This window comes from Rudaeicoccus suwonensis (assembly GCF_007829035.1).
Taxonomy (GTDB): domain Bacteria; phylum Actinomycetota; class Actinomycetes; order Actinomycetales; family Dermatophilaceae; genus Rudaeicoccus; species Rudaeicoccus suwonensis.
In genome coordinates, this window is record NZ_VIVQ01000001.1 from 983,425 (window position 1) to 1,001,470 (window position 18,046).

At 69.2% G+C, this 18,046-nt stretch carries 18 protein-coding genes; 13 read left to right on the forward strand and 5 right to left on the reverse strand.

Features of this window, described 5'->3' with window-relative positions; translation table 11 throughout:
* The first annotated feature begins 292 nt into the window (after positions 1-292).
* On the forward strand, positions 293-895 hold the full coding sequence (locus BKA23_RS04495; RefSeq protein ID WP_145225872.1) for a GNAT family N-acetyltransferase: 603 nt from the start codon (positions 293-295) through the stop codon (positions 893-895).
* Positions 896-1,296: 401 nt separating this feature from the next.
* Positions 1,297-1,806, forward strand: coding sequence for a GNAT family N-acetyltransferase (locus BKA23_RS04500; protein ID WP_211841590.1), 510 nt, complete (start codon positions 1,297-1,299; stop codon positions 1,804-1,806).
* 7 nt (positions 1,807-1,813) lie between these two features.
* Here BKA23_RS04500 and BKA23_RS04505 read toward each other — a convergent pair whose 3' ends face one another.
* The gene (locus tag BKA23_RS04505; protein ID WP_145225876.1) at positions 1,814-2,506 is read right to left on the reverse strand and encodes an N-acyl homoserine lactonase family protein; all 693 of its coding nucleotides are present in this window, start codon (positions 2,504-2,506) and stop codon (positions 1,814-1,816) included.
* 127 nt (positions 2,507-2,633) lie between these two features.
* Between BKA23_RS04505 and BKA23_RS04510 the strand changes: the two genes are divergently transcribed.
* The 4 genes from BKA23_RS04510 to BKA23_RS04525 all read left to right on the forward strand — a co-directional run bounded on the left by BKA23_RS04510 (position 2,634) and on the right by BKA23_RS04525 (position 6,338).
* Positions 2,634-3,515 carry a glycosyltransferase family 2 protein gene (locus BKA23_RS04510; protein ID WP_145225878.1) on the forward strand — a complete coding sequence of 294 codons (882 nt, stop codon included), beginning with the start codon at positions 2,634-2,636 and terminating at the stop codon, positions 3,513-3,515.
* Positions 3,515-4,468, forward strand: coding sequence for a hypothetical protein (locus BKA23_RS04515; protein ID WP_145225880.1), 954 nt, complete (start codon positions 3,515-3,517; stop codon positions 4,466-4,468). The genes BKA23_RS04510 and BKA23_RS04515 overlap by 1 nt, the downstream gene beginning before the upstream one ends.
* Before the next feature lie 9 nt (positions 4,469-4,477).
* The gene (locus BKA23_RS04520) at positions 4,478-5,227 is read left to right on the forward strand and encodes a hypothetical protein (protein WP_145225882.1); all 750 of its coding nucleotides are present in this window, start codon (positions 4,478-4,480) and stop codon (positions 5,225-5,227) included.
* A gap of 148 nt (positions 5,228-5,375) precedes the next feature.
* The gene (locus tag BKA23_RS04525) at positions 5,376-6,338 is read left to right on the forward strand and encodes a DNA-3-methyladenine glycosylase family protein (protein ID WP_211841591.1); all 963 of its coding nucleotides are present in this window, start codon (positions 5,376-5,378) and stop codon (positions 6,336-6,338) included.
* Here BKA23_RS04525 and cofE read toward each other — a convergent pair.
* Together cofE and cofD are read right to left on the reverse strand one after the other, a co-directional pair.
* Positions 6,310-7,389 carry a coenzyme F420-0:L-glutamate ligase gene (cofE, locus tag BKA23_RS04530; protein ID WP_145225884.1) on the reverse strand — a complete coding sequence of 360 codons (1,080 nt, stop codon included), beginning with the start codon at positions 7,387-7,389 and terminating at the stop codon, positions 6,310-6,312. The two genes, BKA23_RS04525 and cofE, sit on opposite strands and share 29 nt — an antisense overlap.
* On the reverse strand, positions 7,386-8,354 hold the full coding sequence (cofD, locus tag BKA23_RS04535; RefSeq protein WP_145225885.1) for a 2-phospho-L-lactate transferase: 969 nt from the start codon (positions 8,352-8,354) through the stop codon (positions 7,386-7,388). The genes cofE and cofD overlap by 4 nt, the downstream gene beginning before the upstream one ends.
* A 135-nt stretch (positions 8,355-8,489) precedes the next feature.
* Between cofD and BKA23_RS04540 the strand changes: the two genes are divergently transcribed.
* The 3 genes from BKA23_RS04540 to BKA23_RS04550 are packed head-to-tail and all read left to right on the forward strand — an operon-like array spanning position 8,490 to position 13,428.
* Positions 8,490-8,759, forward strand: coding sequence for a WhiB family transcriptional regulator (locus BKA23_RS04540; RefSeq protein ID WP_211841592.1), 270 nt, complete (start codon positions 8,490-8,492; stop codon positions 8,757-8,759).
* A gap of 56 nt (positions 8,760-8,815) precedes the next feature.
* Positions 8,816-11,980 carry a glycosyltransferase gene (locus BKA23_RS04545; protein ID WP_211841593.1) on the forward strand — a complete coding sequence of 1,055 codons (3,165 nt, stop codon included), beginning with the start codon at positions 8,816-8,818 and terminating at the stop codon, positions 11,978-11,980.
* A gap of 11 nt (positions 11,981-11,991) precedes the next feature.
* Positions 11,992-13,428, forward strand: a complete 1,437-nt coding sequence (locus BKA23_RS04550) for a DUF5719 family protein (RefSeq protein ID WP_145225889.1) — start codon at positions 11,992-11,994, stop codon at positions 13,426-13,428.
* Here BKA23_RS04550 and BKA23_RS04555 read toward each other — a convergent pair.
* Both BKA23_RS04555 and BKA23_RS04560 read right to left on the reverse strand, forming a co-directional pair.
* A complete protein-coding gene (locus BKA23_RS04555) occupies positions 13,422-14,258 on the reverse strand; it encodes an SDR family oxidoreductase (RefSeq protein WP_145225891.1) in 837 nt (278 codons plus the stop codon). The genes BKA23_RS04550 and BKA23_RS04555 overlap by 7 nt on opposite strands.
* The gene (locus BKA23_RS04560) at positions 14,258-14,581 is read right to left on the reverse strand and encodes a metallopeptidase family protein (protein ID WP_246104449.1); all 324 of its coding nucleotides are present in this window, start codon (positions 14,579-14,581) and stop codon (positions 14,258-14,260) included. The genes BKA23_RS04555 and BKA23_RS04560 overlap by 1 nt, the downstream gene beginning before the upstream one ends.
* Positions 14,582-14,871: 290 nt before the next feature.
* On the opposite strand from BKA23_RS04560, the gene BKA23_RS04565 reads away from it, so the two are divergent.
* From BKA23_RS04565 to BKA23_RS04580, 4 genes are read left to right on the forward strand one after another with little or no spacing between them, the layout of a single operon-like run.
* The gene (locus BKA23_RS04565; protein WP_145225895.1) at positions 14,872-15,228 is read left to right on the forward strand and encodes a DUF3499 domain-containing protein; all 357 of its coding nucleotides are present in this window, start codon (positions 14,872-14,874) and stop codon (positions 15,226-15,228) included.
* Positions 15,229-15,239: 11 nt separating this feature from the next.
* A complete protein-coding gene (locus BKA23_RS04570) occupies positions 15,240-16,658 on the forward strand; it encodes a phosphomannomutase/phosphoglucomutase (RefSeq protein ID WP_145225897.1) in 1,419 nt (472 codons plus the stop codon).
* Positions 16,655-16,858, forward strand: a complete 204-nt coding sequence (locus BKA23_RS04575) for a Trm112 family protein (protein ID WP_145225899.1) — start codon at positions 16,655-16,657, stop codon at positions 16,856-16,858. The genes BKA23_RS04570 and BKA23_RS04575 overlap by 4 nt, the downstream gene beginning before the upstream one ends.
* A gap of 6 nt (positions 16,859-16,864) precedes the next feature.
* The gene (locus BKA23_RS04580) at positions 16,865-18,046 is read left to right on the forward strand and encodes an SIS domain-containing protein (protein ID WP_145225901.1); all 1,182 of its coding nucleotides are present in this window, start codon (positions 16,865-16,867) and stop codon (positions 18,044-18,046) included.

Consider the following 18,046-nt stretch of genomic DNA (forward strand, 5'->3'; position numbering starts at 1 on the left):
CGGAGGACCTCAGCAAGGGCTCGGTATGACGCGGGCCCGCCTCAGGCGGAGATCGCGACCGAGAGCGGCCGACGGGTGGTTCTGTCCGCGTCGGACCACAGGAGACTGATCCACGCACAACGCGCCCGCTCGGCGTTCGCGGGCGTTGAGTATGGCGCGGACGCATCTTCCGCGAGGCGCCACAGCGGTATCTCCGGCACCTCAGCTAGCGGCAGCTGGCCGCTCGGCGAACCTCTCACCGGATCACAGCTGCGACGCCCTCGACGGTGCAGCCGGATCTAGAGTGTCGACCATGCCCGTCAGTGATGCGGCGCTCCGCACCCGTCTGCTCGACTCCTCGACCTGGGACGATTTCGCAGCCCTTGTAGAGGCGAACAACGGTGTCTGGGGCGGGTGTTGGTGCTTGGGCCGGCACGTCGGACAGTGGGGCGACCATCCCACTCCGGAGCGGAATCGCCTTGCCAAACAGGACTTGGTTTCTCGCGGCGGCGTGCATCAGGTGCTGGTGTATGACGGGGACGTATGCGTCGGCTGGTGTCAGTTCGGCACACCTGCGGAGATTCTCACGAAGAACCCCGCGGCATACCAGCGGGAGCTGCGCGAGCTTCCCGACTGGCGCATCGGCTGCATCTTCACCGGATCGAAGCATCGCGGCCACGGCGTGGCGCGCGCCGCCGTCGCGGGCGCGTTGCGCGAGATCGCGGCGGCGGGCGGCGGCCTCGTGGAGGCTTATCCGGAACAACAGGACGGTCGGCCGCCTCAGCGGGGCGCCTACTTTCACACAGGACCCGAATCGCTGTTCGCCGGGTTCGGTTTCACCAGAGATCGGAAGATCGCCAAATGGCGGTGGGTCATGCGCCTTGAGGTGAAGGCGGCTGCTGAGGGTCATGCGTAGAGCCCATCGGATCCGACCTGCTCTGAGCGCCACCCGACGGCGTGGCGGCGTGGAGAGGTCGCGGGGTTGTGGGAGTGCTTCTGGTCGTTGCTGCGGAGTCAGGATGACGACAGGGCGTGGGAGCGTGTGCTGGCCTCGGGGCAGTTGTTCGCGGCCGACCGCATCGAGCGCTTCCCACACAGCAGGGACCCATACATGTGCAACGCCGAAACTCGTTTTCGACGAATGGTTTTCGCCGCCTGGATGACTCAGTTCCGTGTCCTGGAGGTCCTCCCCGCTCATGCGTCGAGCGTCGAATAAGAGAACACGGCTGCCCGGCATACGTCTGTGATGATCGGCTCATGCCGATGTCCGATGCTGTTCCGCTGTACCGCCCCTAGGTCACCGACGATGCAGATCTGGTGCGTCGGTATGCCGATGCCTCACCCGACCTGTTGCGGCAGCTCCCGGCGCTGGACGAACTGGAAGAACAATTCCTCGGGACTGTCAACGGTGCCGGTGGTCACTGGAAGTTCGCCGTCTGTCTCCGCGACATCCCCGCCGGCAACGTCGCGGTCCGGATGCGCGGGATGCGGGTCGGCTGGTGTTCCTACTGGGTCGCTGCGGAATGCCGCGGTCGCGGGCTTGCCAGCACCGCGCTCTCGTCCTTGGCGGCCTTCGCCTTCGAGGAACTGGACGCCTTCCGCCTCAAGCTCGCCCACCGACTCGACAATCCTGCGTCAGGTGCTGTGGCTCGCGCCGCGGGTTTCGCGCCGGAGGGGATCATGCGAGCCGAGCTCGAGTATGACGGTGTCCGCTACGACACCCGGATGTGGAGCCGGTTGCGGACGGATCCCGCACCGGCCGCAGCGTTTCCGCGCATCCCGTCAGAGGGTCACGACGTCGCCCGGCATACATCTCGGAACGGCTGAACGCCGGTCACGGCACCCACACCGCAGAGTCGTGTGCAAAGACCACCCGTCGTGGGTCGAACCGCAGCAGCCGCTCCATCCATGGGCTCGGCAGTGGCAAGGGATCGTCGTGACCCAGCGAACGTGCCTGTGCCGCAAGCAGATCCGACGACCAACCCGACGCGGTGTCATGCGCCTGGCCCGCCAGCACGACCGACCCGTCCGCGCACTCCAACACCACAGACTGGTGTCCGTCGACGTGCCCGGGCGTCGGTATGACGTGCACCCCGGGCGCGATCTCGGCCTCACCGTCGAGCAGTTCGTACCTCGCCCGAGGAAAGTCGACCAGGTCGGTCGCGGTGTAGTCCGGTGCCTGCGCAGCGTCGAGTTCGACGCGCTGACAGTGGATCGGCACGCCGCCGAAGACGGGGTTCGCGCCAATGTGATCGAAGTGCAGGTGGCAGTTGACGACCACGTCGATGTCCTCGACGCGCAGCCCGACCGAGGCAAGCGCCTCGTCGATGCCGATCCGCACGGGGCGGTACCACTCATCCGTCTCGACGCCCGCGTCTCCGAGACCGGTGTCCAGCAGCAGGATCCCGGCCGGCGTCGAGGCGACGTACCCCAGCACCTCCTCGACCCGCGGAGCACCCGACCCGGTCTCCTCCGCGGGCCGCACGAAGCTGCCGAATCGCACCCTGCGAACGTCGTCGATGCGCATGCGTCGACCCTAAGGCGGTCCGGTGACCGCACGACAGATGTGTGACGCCAGCACCGCGTCGGCGCATTCGGCAAGGGACCGTAGCCTTGACCTCACGTTTTCTCCCGCCCCCGAACCGCCGAGGAGTATGTCGGTGCCATCAGTCGCCCTGCCCAGGGTCGGTGTCGCAATGCTGCACATGGGCGATCGGCCCGTCGAGATCGCCGAAGCCCTACGCACGCTGCACGCCCAAGAGGGCGTCGAACTCGACGTCGTGGTCGTCGGAAACGGTTGGAAACCAACGGGTTTGCCGGACTGGGTCCGCACCGTTCACCTGCCCGAGAACGTCGGCATCCCCGAGGGCCGCAATGTCGCCGCTCGCGAATGTCGCGGCGAGTTCATCTACTTCTACGACGACGACGCACTCCTGCCGACCACCGACGTGCTCGCGCGCCTCGTGGACGTCATACGTTCCGATGACGCGATCGCGGTCGCCCAACCGCGAGGCGCCGACCCGACGGGCAAACCTGCGCCGCGGCGATGGGTGCCGCGTTTCGACGTCCGCGACGGCGGCAAAGCCGGCCCCGCAACGTGGTTCTGGGAGGCCGTCTTCATGATCCGCCGGACCGCGTTCGAGCAGGTCGGCGGCTGGCCGGGTCAGTTCTTCTTCGGGCACGAGGGCATCGACCTCGCCTGGCGTCTGGTCGACGCAGGCTGGCGGATCGAGTACGTCCCGTCCGTCGAGGTGCACCACCCCGCGACGGCGGCTGCGCGCCACGCCATCTACTACCGCACCAACGCGCGCAACCGGGTCTGGGTCGCCCGCCGCAACCTGCCCGCGCCGTTGATCCCGGTCTACCTCGGGAGCTGGACGGCGGTCACCCTGCTACGGGTGCGTGACAAGGCCGCATTGCGCGTCTGGTTCAAGGGATTCGCCGAAGGCGTGCGCACCGACGCGGGGGAGCGCCGTCCGATGTCGTGGCGCACCGTGGCGCGCCTGACCAAAGCCGGCCGTCCGCCGGTGATCTGATGCGCGTCGTCATCACCGGCGTGCGTAGCCGCACCCACCTGATCCACATCGCCGCCTACCTTCGCCATCAGCTGACGGCCGGTGAGTCTTTGCAGGTGAGCTATGTCGGCGGTGCCTCCGGCAGCATCGGCCGGGCGAGCGTGACCGAATCCGACGTGCGCGCTTTCCTGCCGCAGGACGGCGCGCTCGAGCTCGAGATCACCGGCTCCGAGGCGTATGACGCACCCGGCGATCTCACCTATGTCTCGGTGGGAGCCCCTGGCATCAAACCGTGGGTGTCCATGCGGCGCAACGGAATCCGTCGCTCCATCACGACGGTGGTCACCGATGAGGGCATCGGCACGTATGGCGACTGGCGCACTCGGCGCGACGCGTGGCGCAGGCAGGGCGTCCCCGAGCCGTGGCGCAGCGTTCGCGCGGTCGCCGTCGAGACCGCGGCACACACCCTGACCACCACCCGCTGGGCCATGTACGACGAGACCGACGCGTGGTCGCTGCAACCGGACATCGCGGCGGAGTTCCGCCGACACAGCGACGGTGCCACGCCGGACCCAGAAGACGACCGAGTGGTCTACCTGAGCTCACCGTGGATCGAGCTCGGGGTGTTGTCACAGGATGCCTACCTGCAGCACCTCAGAGACGTCGCCGGCGATGTCGCTGCAGTGGGCAAGCGGCTCGTCGTACGTCCGCATCCGGGTGAGGACCCCGCGCGGTATGCCGAGTGGGAGGTCATTGACGGCCCGCTCGCAGCCGAGCTCGATCCACGTGTCATCAGCGCATCAGGGGCAGTCGGCGGGACGAGCACCGCCCTGCTCAACCTCGCTGCGCTGTACAAGATGGCGGCACAGCGCGTGGTGATCCCGGGACTGGAACATCTTGAGACCGGCCTCGGCAGCCGCCAGCGGGCGCTGTTCGATCGCTTTGTCCCGGCGGTTGTCGGCGCCGGAGGTTAGAGTCCAGGGGTGAAGGTCAACGCGGCAGCGGCGCAGAAGATCTCCGGTTCGCCCACGGTCCAGCGGGCCGTCGACAAGGCTCGGCAGGCGGCACGGGAGACGGCTGCCAGGCTGCCGCGGCCCACCGAGCAGACCGTCGCACTGCGCGCCTCCGACTTCGCCGGAGTGCGCACCACGGCCCTGCTCGTCGACGGCGACGAAGCCCGACTGGCCCGCAAGGCGGCTCGTCGACTCGGCCTCCCGCGCACGATCGACGACGCCAGCGCGTGGGCGTCCTTCGGGGCGTTGGCCGCACTGCTGCGGATCGTCGACGACGGTCGACGCCGCTCGGTGATCGTCGACGCCGTCGGTCAGCGGTCGGTCTTCTCCCAGTGGGCGACCAAGATCGGTTTTGCACCGGTGCACAGCGACGTGATGCGCCCGCAGGTCGTCGGCACCGACGTCGACGCCGGATCCGTCGATTTCGTCGTACGACTCCACCCGCACTCCGCCGTCGTCGACACCGTCGACGAAGACCTCGCCTGGGCTGGTTCGGCACTGCGCACCGGTGGCCTGGTGTCGATCACCGTTCGCCTTGATGCTGCCGTCGCAGGGGGGATGAGTATGGCGGATCTGCGCTCGCTCATCGCGCGTGTCGACGAGCAGGGCTTGAGCCTCGTGGGCGATCTGAGTATCGACGATTCGCGCAAACTGCGCGAGCTCGCCGATACAGGTGCCGGCGGAATCGGCTTGGCGTTGCTCACTTTTCGTCGCCGGTGAACGCCCGAGCATGGTGCATTGCCGTCGGCCGCAGAGACCGGGCTTCGAGCGGTGCGACCGGTGCGATCTGTGTCCGTATGGGGTCGCGGGTGACCGACGGCTGCCGCAGCTCTGTGGCGACGACCACGACGCTGCGGGGGAGTCGCGGGTGACTGACGGCGGCGTGAGCGCCGAGTTTGCCCCGGGCCGGCCAGTTCCCCTGCGGGCGATCCTTGGAGCGCTGCGCCGGGGCGCCGGTGACCCCACCTGGCGTCAGGACCCTGCATCTCTCTGGCGCGCCAGCCGGACACCCGACGGCCCGGTCACGATGCGCCTGACCCGGCGGACCGACGTCGAGGGTGAGCGCAGCCGTCCGGGGAGCGCCGACACTACCGGCGACCGCGTCGAAGCGACGGCCTGGGGTCCGGGCGGGGACTGGGCGCTCGCCGGACTCGGGCAACTTCTCGGGGAGGCCGACGACCCGACCGGCTTCGCCATCCAGCACGCGACGTTGCGTGACCCGGCGCGCCGGCACCAGCACTGGCGGGTCGGACGCACCCGCCTGGTGATAGAGGCTCTTGTGCCGGCGATCATCGAGCAGCGCGTGACCGGCAAGCAGGCGTTCGGTGCCTATCGCACGCTGGTGCGCACCTATGGCGAGCCGGCGCCCGGGCCGGGTGCTGCACTCGGGCTGCTGGTTCCGCCGAGCGTGCAGCAGTGGCGACGCGTCCCCTCGTGGCAGTGGCTGCGGGCGGGTGTCGACGCACAGCGATCCGACACGATCCAACGGGCGCTGTCGGTAGCGCCTCGGCTGGCGGAAATCGTCGATCTGCCGCGCGAAACCGCTTGGCAACGCTTGCGATCCATCCCTGGCATCGGCGTCTGGACGGCGGCCGAGACGATGCAACGGGCGCTGGGCGATGCCGACGCGGTCAGCTTCGGCGATTACCACGTCGCGACCGACATCGGGCACGCACTCACCGGCGCCGCTGTCGACGACCTGCAACTCGAAGAACTCCTGCGCCCGTATGCCGGTCACCGCTATCGCGTGCAGTACCTCGTCACCGCGTCACGCCTTGGTCCGGCGCGTCGCGGCGCGCGCATCACGATTCCGACACACCTGCCGCGCTGACGACCAACGTCACCTCGTGGGCTGCGGTGCGTTCGGCACGACACACGAGGCGTTCACCGTGCAGCGCCACCTCCGCGCGCGCCCAGACCCGGCCCAGGATCACCGGATCCTCCGCCTGCAGACGTATGACGCAGTCACCGGCCCCCGCTTCCGCGAAACAGCCACGCTCGCCGGTCGACAGCGACACCGAGATCGCATCGTCGCCCTCGGACACCAGAGCCACGCTCAGTGCACGGGACGCTCGATCTTCGACCGATTCCGGCAGCACCGACTCGATGCCGACCTGCATCGCCAGGTCGCTGCCGGGGAGGACGCCGAGCGCCGCGCGCACGGCTTCGGCCCGACCCAGCCCGAACCAGTCGGTGGGTCCGGTGCGCACCAGCTCGCGGGCGCTCAGTGGCGTCGAGCCGACGAGGTCCGCCAGGCCGCGCACGATGGCCACCGGCACGCGGTTGAGCTTGCCTTTGGCCAGATCCGCAGCAGCGCAGATCTCGTCGGCCAGATTGCGCACCGTGACCGCCAGATCGCGACCGAGCGAGTCGGGGTGACCGCGCAGATCCTCCACCGCCGCCACGCCGGCGATGCCGAGCGCGAAGTCGGTCACACCCGCGCGCCACGGTCGTCCCGAGGTGTCGCTGAGCAGGACACCGACCGAGCACGACCACTCCTTGCACAATGCCGCGCGCAGCGTCTCGGCCTCCGCGTCGGGATCGCGTGGCAGGAGCAGCAGTGCGTCGTCACCGGCGTTCGACGCGTCGATGCCCGCTCCGGCCATCACCGGTCCAGCCAGGCTGGCGACGATGCGGGTGGGAGCGGTCGGCGTCATACGTTCGCTGACGACCGCAGACGACTCCTGTAGCACCAAGTTGGCACGGTCACTCGAATCCGCCTGCAAACCAAGGGCTTTGGAGACAATTTTGCTGGTCACCACGACGATGTCGCCGTCGTCGAGTGCCACACCACCGGCTCGCAGAGATGCGCTGATCAGCCGCGGCAGGTCGGCGCCGGCGGTCACCTCGGGGATTCCGGCGACGGGGACGATCTGGATCATCGGCGAAGTTCGAGCCCGAGTTCGACGGCCGCGCTTGCCATGTCGGCTGTCGCCTCAAGGTCGGACATCAGCAACGGCACCGCGCGGACGGCCAGATCGGAGGCCGTGACCGACGACTCGTCGGCCTTGTCGACCAGCCAGCCGTCGAGGAAGTCGGCATACAGCCCGGCGACGCCGTCCGGGGTCACCGGCACGCCGATCGCGTCGAGGCAGGCGTCCGCATGTCCGCGCACCGGCGCCCCGCCCACCAGTGGGCAGACGCCGATGACGGGCGCAGTCGTGCCGCGTAGCGCCTCGCGTACGCCCGGCACCGACAGGACGATGCCGATCGACACGACCGGATTGCTCGGCGGCAGGATCACCAGGTCCGCCTGACGGATCGCATCCAGAACTCCGGGTGCAGCCGTCGCGTGATTCATGCCGGCGACCACGAAGCGTTGTGCCGGAATCGACGCCTGGTGACGCACCCACCATTCCTGGAAGTGGATCGCACGCTGCTCGCCGTCCTGCTCTACCACGACATGTGTCTCGACGGGGGTGTCGGTCATCGGTAGCAGCGTCACGCCCTGGTCGGGCAGGCCCCAGCGCTGCGCAAGGCGCGCGACGACCTCGCTGAGTGTCTGCCCCTGCCCCAGCCACTGGCTGCGGACGATGTGGGTGCCGAAGTCTTTGTCGCCGAGCCCGAACCACTGAGGGCTCGCACCGTATGCCGCGAGCTCCTTCTGAATCGTGAAACTCTCGTCGACGCGCCCCCAGCCCTGACCCTCGTGAATCCCGCCGCCGAGGGTGTACATCAGGGTGTCCAGATCAGGGCAGATGCGCAGGCCGAAGAGGGTGATGTCGTCGCCCGTGTTGCCGATGATGGTCAGCGTGTGAGGCCCGTCGTCACGCGATCGAAGGTGGTGGAGCAAGCCGCGGATGAAGCGGGCGCCGCCGACGCCACCGGCCAGAGCAGTCAGGTGCATGCGTCCATTATCCGCCTGTCTGAACGTGATTCGGATGCTGGACCGGTTCAGGTACGCCACGCCCGGCGCTTGACGGATCGACGGGGCGACCCCAGAATTGCACCGGTGTCGTTTACAACTGCTGGAGGAGGAGCCGTGCAGGAGTTCACTCTCTTGACCTTGCACGAAGAGGTTGAAGACGACGGTGCGTTGTCGTGGCAGGAACGCGCACTGTGTGCCCAGACCGATCCGGAAGCGTTCTTCCCCGAAAAGGGTGGATCCACGCGCGAAGCCAAAAAGGTCTGCGTCGGCTGCGAGGTCAAGGGCGAGTGCCTTGAATACGCGTTGGCGCACGACGAGCGCTTCGGGATCTGGGGTGGTCTCTCCGAGCGCGAGCGCCGCAAGATCAAGAAGCGGGCGGTCTGACCGCGTCGACAGCCCGGCTTTCCCGGCATGAGGTTGAGGTCGACCGCGCCGGGCGTTTGCTGACGGACGACGAGCCCTCCAGCACGGTGTCCGTCACGGCATTCCTGATCGTGCAGCACGCCGACCATCCCCGTCTGAGCAGCACCATCGAGGCTGTGGTCAACTCGACCCGTCAGCCCGACCGGGTCGTCATCGTCGACGGCACCCCTGAGCGGGACCTGCCTACGCGGCTTCACGAAATCCCCGAATTCGCAGGGCGATTCGCTGACCTGTCCGTCGTCACCGTTCCACCCGGGGCACCTTTCGCCGAGATCGTCGACACTGCTGTGAGCGCTCTGCCGGCACCTGGCGACGACGCTGTGGTGGCGTTGCGTTCGCGCGGCCGCGCCCGCAAGCGCGCCGTGCACCCCACCGACCGTGACCAGTGGTTGTGGCTCCTGCACGAGGACACCGCTCCCGCCGCCGATGCTCTCGAACAACTCGCCCTGGTGGTCGAACGCAGCGACCGCATCGGTATCGCCGGGTGCAAGGTGGTCGACAGTGACGACGAGCGGCACCTGGTCAACGTCGGTCTCGAACTCACCCGTACCGGGCGTTTCCCCGGATTGCGTGCCAATCTCGAACCCGACCAGGGGCAGTACGACGCTCGCCGCGACGTGCTCGGAGTCAGCAGCGCCGGCATGCTCGTACGCCGTGATGCCTGGGCCACGCTCGGCGGATTCGACCCGGCCTTCGACGGCGACGGTGACGGCCTCGATCTGTGCTGGCGTGCCCACCTGACCGGTCGCCAGGTGATCGTCGTGCCGTCGGCACGTGTCCAGCAGCGCAGCAACGACGCCACCGGCGAGCGCGACCAGCCGACACCGGACGCACCGCTGTCGTTGCGGCGCAATCGGCAGGTGGCCCTGGCCCGGTGTTCCCTCGTCGGGCTGCCCTTCATGGCCCTGTGGGTCCTGATCTCCTGCTTGTTCTTCGGTCTCGTCGCACTGCTGATGAAACGGCCGCGACGGGCGCTCGCCGAGTTCGCCCAGGCAACAGCGCCGCTGGGGATCACCCGGATCGTCGGTGCGCGGGCTCGGTTCTTCGGACGCGCGAGCACCCGGCGACGGAATCTGCGCGGTCTGTTCATCCCGTGGCGCTCGGCGTTGCGGGACTCCTGGGATGCGCTGGTGCACGACCTCGGCCGCGCACCCGGCGCCGCGACCGTCGCGCCCTTCACCGACGACGATCCGGCGGACAGACACCGCACTCCGCTGTGGCGCCACCCGGCGCTGTGGTTGACCATCGTGCTGCTCGCCGCGGCGGCAGTGCAGTGGCGTCACCTGCTGACCTCCGGTGCCCTGCGCGGCACCGGAGTCGGGCTCACCGGCGGCCAGTTGCAGCCGTTCGCGACCGATGCCGGTGGCGTATGGCGCATGTGGCGCGAGGCGTGGACCGGGCCGGGGCTGGGTGGCGGCAACCACCCCGCGCCATACCTGGTGGTCCTCGCTCCGCTCGCGTGGGTGGTCCAGCAGGTGCCCGGCGTCAACGGATCAGCCTCCGCCGCCACGGTCGTGGCGTGGCTGCTGCTATTGGCGATGCCGCTGTCGGGCATCGCGGCCTACCGTGCCGGCCGGGTCGCGACCCGTGCTGCCTGGCCTCGTTTCGCGGCGGCGCTGGCCTGGGCATCGCTTCCGACACTCACCACGGCGATCGGTGCCGGTCGACTCGGCCCCGTCGTGGGTCACATTCTGTTCCCCTTGGTGTTCGCAGGCGTTCTGGCGATCGGCCGCCGCCACGCCTCGACCAGCCTCACCGCCGCGACCGCGATCGCAGCTGCGGTGATGGGTGCTTTCGCCCCGGTACTGCTCGTCGTAGCGACGCTGGTTGCGGTCGTCCTGCTGGTGATCGGCCCCGGCTGGGCCCGGATGCGCGGGCTGTCGGTCGCGGTGCTGCCCTGGCTCTTGCTGTGGCCGTGGACCTGGGCTCTCCGCAACGACTGGCGTGCGGTGCTTGCGGGGCCCGGCGGTCTCGACGTCGTGCGTGGCACGCAGCCGTGGCAATTCGCGTTGCTGCACCCCGGTGGGCCTGCGTCATACCTCACGTGGGTGTCGGTGCCGGTGTTGGTCGTCGGTGTCCTCGGACTGGTTCGTCGCGGTTTCGCCAAGGCGTCGTCCGCGCTCGTCGTTCTGGGGCTGGTCGGCCTCGCCGCGGCACTCGGAGCCGGTCATCTGCGCCTGGCCGGTTGGCCCGAGGGCGCTCGCACGCCATGGGCGGGCTACGGCATCGACCTGTTCGCCGCCGCGCTGCTCGGATCGGCCCTGTTGTCGGTGCGCGGCTCGGTCCGCGCCGACCACACCTCGCGGCCCGGTATGCCGAAGAACCTCCTCACCTCTGCGGTGGCCGCCGCGTGCGCCGTCTTCGCGGCGGTGCTGGGGGTGGCCGTGTGGACCGCTGCGCCCACCGGTCTGCGGGCCGCGTCGGCGCCCTATCCGGGTCTGGTCGCCGACCAGGTGAGCGGTCCCGACGCCATGCGCGCGCTACGCCTGACGGTGTCCTCGCGCGACGCCGTCACGTACCAACTCCTTGGTCGCGAAAGCGGGCTGCCCAACCCCGGCCTCACCGCCCCTGCCTCGTCCGGTGGCACTCTCACCGCCATTGCGGTCACCGGACTCCTGCACCCCGGCAGCGGCACCAGCGCGACTGTCAGGCGCCAATTGCTCGACGTCGCAGTCGGATTCGTCGTCGTCGATGGTCCCGGCAGCCACGCCGCCATCAACGCGGCACTGCAGCAACTCGCCGGTCTGACCCAGGTCTCCGCCAACCCCGACCAATCGGTATGGCGCCTCGACCCCTCTGTCGCTGCGGGCGGCGCTGTCCTCGGCGCACCGAGCAGGGTCTTCGTGGAACAGGGCCGCCAGTCGGTGCTCGCTCTGCCGTCGATCGCGGATCATGCCCGGTCGACGACGTCGGTGCCCGCCGGGCCGTCGGGCCGGACGCTCGTGGTGTCCGAAGGCACTGGCTGGCGGCACGACGGCGTTGTGCGTTTCGACGGCGTCGCACTGACGGCCCAGGTGACCGGCGGAGTGCTGACCTATCCGCTGCCACCCCAGGCAGGCATGATCACCGCCGACCCCGGCCTCGCGCACCCGATCGCCGATCTCGCTGACGGTGTACTTGCCGCGCTGCTGATTTTCCTCGCAGTGCCCTTCGGGCGACGTCGCGTGGACGGTGTCGCGTGAAAGGTGTGGGCGTGATCCGCGCCGTGGTGACCGCAGGCGTGGGCTGCGGTCTGGTCTTCGGTGCGACGCAGGTGCACTCGACAGTGTCGGCGACGCGGCACTGGGACGTCTCACCCGTCATCCGTACGGGGTCCGACGGAGTTGTGGCGGCAACCGACCTGACGTGTGCCGGTCCTGACCGCGCCGGGGCACCGGGATCGACCGACACCCAGCAAAAGGTCTCGATGCTGCTGGCTTCGGCTCCGTCGGTGCTGACGTCGCGCGCCACCGGGGCAGGTTCGGTCACCTGGTCCGGCGCATCCGGTCAGGGCGGCCCGGTCACCCTGCAGCGTGGCGGCACCGGCGACGTGACCATCGCCGGGGACAGCAGCGGACAGGCAAAGGCATCAGGGGCCATGGCCGCCGGATTCTCCGCCTCGCAATGGACTCTCGATTCGAGTTCCACGCAGCGCGGTCTCAACCTCCAACAGTGCGGCGTGCCGACCCGGGATGCCTGGCTGTTCGGGGGCGGCACCGACAAGGGCCGGGTGGCGCGACTGGTGCTGGCCAACCCCGGCGCGACCCCGGTGACCGTCGATGCCGCGGTCGTCGGCACCACGGGAGTCGACGCGACCAGTTCCGTTCACGCGCTGGTGATCCCACCTGGAGCACGCAAAACTGTCGTCCTCGGCGCGTTGGCCGCAACCCTGCAGGCACCCGCGGTGCATGTGACATCCGTCGGTGGCGGCGTGGTCGCCGCGCTCACCGACAGCTGGATGTCGGGTGAGACCCCGGTGGGGGAGTCGACGTCCGGTCCGGCGGCCCCTGCCGCCACCTCGCAGGTGCTGCCGGCTGTCACGGTCGGTGCCGTTGCTCCGCAGGTGCGGGTGGCCGTGCCCGGGGCCAGCGAGGCCATCGTTCGGGTCCGAGCGGTCAACGCCTCAGGTGCCGTGCTCGATGATCAGGTGCAGACGATCGCCGCTGGCACCACCGCCGCGATCACACCGACCGGTCTGCAGGCGGGCACCTATGCCGTGCAGGTGACCGCGGACGAGCCGGTCGTCGCCGGTGCATTGACCCGGACGGCTGCTTCCGGGGTGAGTGACATCGCGTGGCTGCCGTCGGCGACAGCCGTCACCGGCCTCGCCGGTCTGGCGCTGCCGCAGTCGGTGCCGGCCGGACAAAGCCAACTGGTGCTCGTCGGATCGGCAGCAGGGTCCGCCGCACGGGTGGTGGTGACCACCGCTGCCGGCACCACCACAAAAGACGTCGCCCTTGCAGCTGGCCGCCCGACGGTGGTGTCGGTCACCGGTGCGCAGTCGGTGTGGGTGAAGACGACCAAGGGAAGCGTTTACGCCGGCCTCGTCATACAGGGCAAGGATTCAAAGGGCGCGCTCATCGCCGAGGTGCCGCTCGCTCCGGCAGTCGAGCCGGACACCGGCCTGAGCGCCACAGCAGCGCGTTACTGACCGGAGTTGCCTTCGGTGGCAAGCCATTCGGCATACGTGCGCCCACCGCGAATCGCTCCGGGCCCAGGCAGATTGGACCCGTCGGCCAGGCCGCGCAACACTCCGCCGATCGTCGGCAGGTGGTACATCCTCGGTGCCCGCTTGCCCCGCACGTGCGCGGTCAGCGCAGACAGATCCCGCACCGACATCACCTCGGGCCCCGCGAACTCCACCGGGTCGGGCGACACGTGCTCGTCGAGAGCGAGGTCGACCAAGCCCTTGGCCAGCCAGCGTGAGTCGCACGACGCGAAGCGCAGATCGCGGACGCCGAGCGCGAGACCGCCCAGGCGAGCGCCGACCAGTCGGGCAACGAACTCGTGCACCTGCGTCGCGCGCGCGATCGTGTGAGGGCGGCCGGAGGTCGTCACAACCGTCTCGGACTCGCATTTGATGCGGTAGTACGGCAAGGGGTTGTCCCAGCAGCCGACGATCGAGACGTGGATCAGCTGCGCTTCGGGGTTGTGCCGGGCGAGCGCGTCGCACAGCAGACGAGTGCCGTCGACGTCGACCTGCTGACCCTGGGCGGGGTTCGTGGCGCAGTGGATCACCGCCTGCACACCCTCGACTGCGCCGGCGAGGCCGAACCCGGCGGCGAGGTCACCCTCGACCTGCTCGCCCGGGCTTCCGGGCCGGGGAAGTCGGGTCAGGACCCGGGCCGGAACCTCGGACTCCAGCAGCTCGGTGACCACCTGTGAGCCGATCGTGCCGGTGCCGCCGGTGACGAGCACCGGCATACGGGTCAATCCGGGCAGTCCGGGGATCAGCGGCGGCGGGTCGGTTGGTCGCGCCATCAGTCCTCCAGGTCATCGGGGTTGATGCCGAGCAGATGAGCCACATGTTCGGCGAGGACGTCCTCGACGAGGTCGCCGAGATCCGCGGCATCCGACGCCCGGCTCTCGACGGGTCGCCGGTAGAGCACCACGCGCGGCGCGCCGTTCTTCGTCGCTGCGAACGACCGGCCCAGGGCCAGCCGTCGCTCCCATGGCGGCGGATCGCTCGACGGCACGTCCTCGACGGCGAACTCGATGTCGGCGAGCGAGCGATGCAGCCGGCGTTCCAGGCTCTCGACGGCGTCCAGCACCAGATCGTCGAATTCCTCCGACCTGCTACGCATCGCCGGCACCGGGGGCCAGGCCAGCGGGCCTCGGTGTCCGCGTCCGTGCCGGTCGTTCATCACAGGGCCGACTGTAACGAGCCGCCCACCCCACCCGGCTGTATGCCGCAGGTTTCGGCGGGTCGCCGGTCGCACACATGGCAGGAGTCCGCCGCGGAACCGCCGCTGCATCGCCCGGGGACCGAGCGAGTGTTCGGTGCATCGTCACCTCGCGGACTGCTGCTACGCGGCGTGCCGATCCGGTCAGCGGGTCACACTGACCTACAGTCGTCTGTTGTGACGAGGTGTGCATGCTGAAACGACAGTGCTCGCGAACCGCCTGCCGCGGTGCGGCCGTGGCGACTCTGACGTATGTGCATGCCGATCGCACCGCTGTGCTCGGTCCGCTCGCGACGTATGCCGAGCCGCACACCTACGACCTGTGCGCCGACCACACCACCCGGATGACCGCCCCTCGCGGCTGGAATGTCGTGCGCCTGGCCATCGATCTCAGCGAACCGGAGCCCACGCCGGACGACCTGCTCGCGTTGGCCGACGCGGTGCGCGCGGCGGGCTCGCCGCAGCGGAGTCGCGCGCCCGAGGCGCCGTCCGGCCGTCCGACGCTGACCGTCGTCCCGGGCCTGCCGGGTCAATCACCCCGCCGGTAGGCTTCGCCCCTGTGACAGTGCACCTGGCCGATTTCGTCAAGGCCTACGACGTTCGCGGCGTCGTGCCCGAACAGCTCAACGATGACAGCGTTCGCGCATTGGGCACCGCGTTCGCCGAGGTGGTCGTCATACCCGAGGGAGCCGACCGGATCGTGGTCGGACGCGACATGCGCCCGAGTTCGCCCGAGTTGGCGCAAGCCTTCGCCGAAGGCGTCGCAACCGCAGGTGTCGCCGTCACGTTGATCGGGCTCTGCTCCACCGACGGTCTGTATTTCGCCAGTGGTTCGCTCGGTGTGCCCGGCGCGATGTTCACCGCCAGCCACAATCCGGCGAAGTACAACGGAATCAAGCTGTGCCGCTCCGGTGCCCGCCCGGTCAGCACCGACACCGGGCTGGCCCGCATCACCCAACTGGCGCAAGCGGCTCTGGACGGCACCCGCACCGCAGACACGGCACCCGTGCCTGGCGCCATCGACGAGAGCGACATCCTCGGCGACTACGCGCGATTCCTGCGTGACCTGGTCGATCTGCGCGGCAACCGCCCGTTGAAGGTCGTCGTCGACGCCGGCAACGGGATGGGCGGCCACACGGTGCCGGCGGTTCTCGGAGAGGGAGCCGGCCTGCCGGCGCTTCCGCTCGAGGTCGTGCCGCTGTATTTCGAGCTCGACGGCACCTTCCCCAACCACGAAGCCAATCCGCTCGATCCGGCCAACCTGCGTGATCTGCAGCGTGCGGTGGTCGACCACGGTGCAGACATCGGCCTGGCCTTCGACGGCGACGCCGACCGGTGTTTCGTCGTAGACGAGCGCGGCGAGCCGGTGAGCCCGTCGGCGGTCACGGCTCTGGTCGCGACCCGCGAGCTGCGCCGCGTCGGTGGCAGCGGCAATGTGGTCTACAACCTCATCTCTTCGCGCGCGGTGCCGCAGATCATCACCGAGCACGGCGGACATCCGATTCGCACCCGCGTCGGGCATTCCTACATCAAGGCCGAAATGGCCTCGCACAACGCGGTTTTCGGTGGTGAACACTCAGCGCACTACTACTTCCGCGACTTCTGGTTCGCTGACACCGGCATGCTCGCGGCGATGCACGTGCTGGCGGCGCTGGGTGAGCAGGACCGGCCGCTGTCCGAGCTGACTGCGGCATACAGCAGGTATGTCGCATCCGGTGAGATCAACTCGACGGTGGCCGACGCTGAAGCCGCCCGTCAGCGGGTTCGCGAATGGATGAAGTCGCGGGGCGGCATCGACGAAGACACCCTCGACGGCATCACCTGGACCCACGAGGGCCCGCCGATGTGGTGGGCCAATGTGCGCGCCAGCAACACCGAGCCGCTGCTGCGGCTGAACGTGGAGGCATCTGATGCCGCGACAATGGAACGTGTCCGGGACGTCGTGCTCGGGCTGATTCGACTGGAGGAAAGTAGATGACGAGCATCGAACCCTGGCTGCGCGAGATCCTGCGCTGCCCGGTGGGGCACCACGAACTCATCGACGCGGTGGGCCCCGACGGCGCCCCGGAGTTGCAGTGCGCGACGGAGTGCGGCGAGCCCGGGTGTCGTCGTGCATACCGCATCGATGGTGGTGTGCCGGTTCTACTTGCTGACGAATCCCGTTCTGTTCCGATGTGATTCGGTATGCCGTTCCTCGACGAGTCCTGGATCGACGACCCGCAGCAACTGGCGTTGCGCGATTCGCGGGAGACATTGCGTGCACTGGCGACCGCGGGGGCTCAGGTCCGCGAAGCGGTGACGCTTGCGGCCGAGGGCGGCGTGCACCGCGTTGCGTATGCCGAGCGACCTCGTGCCGTTGTCGTGGCGGCGTTGGGCGGCAGTTCACTCGTTGCGGACGTGCTGGAGTTCCTGGCTGAGCCCTCGTCGCCCGTGCCGGTGACGGTGCGCCGCGATCTGCCGTTGCCGGGGTGGGTCGGTCCGCTGGATCTGGTGATCGCCGTCTCGCTGTCGGGCACTGCTGGGGGACCGCTCGCGATCGCGCGCGAGGCTGCCCGACGTGGTGCCTCACTGCTCACCGTCGGTGCGGAGGACTCACCGCTGGCGCAGATCAGCCACCGGGCACGCGGCGTGCACATCGGCGTGGGCCGCAGCCGCACATCGTCGCGGACGTCGCTCTGGTCGTTGCTCACTCCCGTGCTGCGCGCCGCGGACGAGCTCGGCCTGGCCGACATACCGGAACACGTCTTCGGCCAGCTCGCCGATCGACTGGACGAGCAGGCCGACACCTGCCGCCCGTCATCGGAGTCCTTCGTCAATCCGGCCAAACTGATGGCGGTGCAACTGGCCGAAACGGTGCCGGTGGTGCTCGGTGACGGAGCGCTCACCGGCGTCGCCGCGCGGCGTGCGTCTGCCATGCTCGCGCGGACCGCGCGCATCCCGGCGACCTGCGGCGAGTTGCCCGATGCGGCCTCGCAGGTCGTGGCGTGCTTCGACGGCCCGTTCACCGCAGGCGGCGGTGCCGGGGCTCCGGCGGCACGCGGGGACGACGTTTTCGCCGATCCGTTCCTCGATGCTCCGGCGCAGCCGAAGCTGGGCCTGCTGATGCTGCGAGATGCGCTCCCGTCCCGTCCCACCCAAGAAACCGACACGGCCCTGGCACTGACCGACGCACTGCTGCAGACTGCTCGTGCGGCAGGGGTGAAGGTCATCGAATCCACAGCATCCGCAGGGCATCCCGTCGTGCGGTTGGGGGAGCTGGTCGCGCTGACAGACTTCGCTGCGACCTACCTCGCCATTGGTCTGGGCGTCGACCCGGCCGTGTCCCCGCACATCGCGGATCTGCGTGACCGCACCACCGGTTTTTGA

What these genes read in the sequence shown, in the direction of transcription:
- BKA23_RS04495 (WP_145225872.1), top strand. Translation starts at nt 293, where the DNA reads ATGCCCGTCAGTGATGCGGCGCTCCGCACCCGTCTGCTCGACTCCTCG.
- BKA23_RS04505 (WP_145225876.1), bottom strand. Translation starts at nt 2,506, where the DNA reads ATGCGCATCGACGACGTTCGCAGGGTGCGATTCGGCAGCTTCGTGCGG.
- BKA23_RS04510 (WP_145225878.1), top strand. Translation starts at nt 2,634, where the DNA reads ATGTCGGTGCCATCAGTCGCCCTGCCCAGGGTCGGTGTCGCAATGCTG.
- BKA23_RS04515 (WP_145225880.1), top strand. Translation starts at nt 3,515, where the DNA reads ATGCGCGTCGTCATCACCGGCGTGCGTAGCCGCACCCACCTGATCCAC.
- cofE (WP_145225884.1), bottom strand. Translation starts at nt 7,389, where the DNA reads ATGATCCAGATCGTCCCCGTCGCCGGAATCCCCGAGGTGACCGCCGGC.
- cofD (WP_145225885.1), bottom strand. Translation starts at nt 8,354, where the DNA reads ATGCACCTGACTGCTCTGGCCGGTGGCGTCGGCGGCGCCCGCTTCATC.
- BKA23_RS04555 (WP_145225891.1), bottom strand. Translation starts at nt 14,258, where the DNA reads ATGGCGCGACCAACCGACCCGCCGCCGCTGATCCCCGGACTGCCCGGA.
- BKA23_RS04560 (WP_246104449.1), bottom strand. Translation starts at nt 14,581, where the DNA reads ATGCGTAGCAGGTCGGAGGAATTCGACGATCTGGTGCTGGACGCCGTC.
- BKA23_RS04565 (WP_145225895.1), top strand. Translation starts at nt 14,872, where the DNA reads ATGCTGAAACGACAGTGCTCGCGAACCGCCTGCCGCGGTGCGGCCGTG.
- BKA23_RS04575 (WP_145225899.1), top strand. Translation starts at nt 16,655, where the DNA reads ATGACGAGCATCGAACCCTGGCTGCGCGAGATCCTGCGCTGCCCGGTG.
- BKA23_RS04580 (WP_145225901.1), top strand. Translation starts at nt 16,865, where the DNA reads ATGCCGTTCCTCGACGAGTCCTGGATCGACGACCCGCAGCAACTGGCG.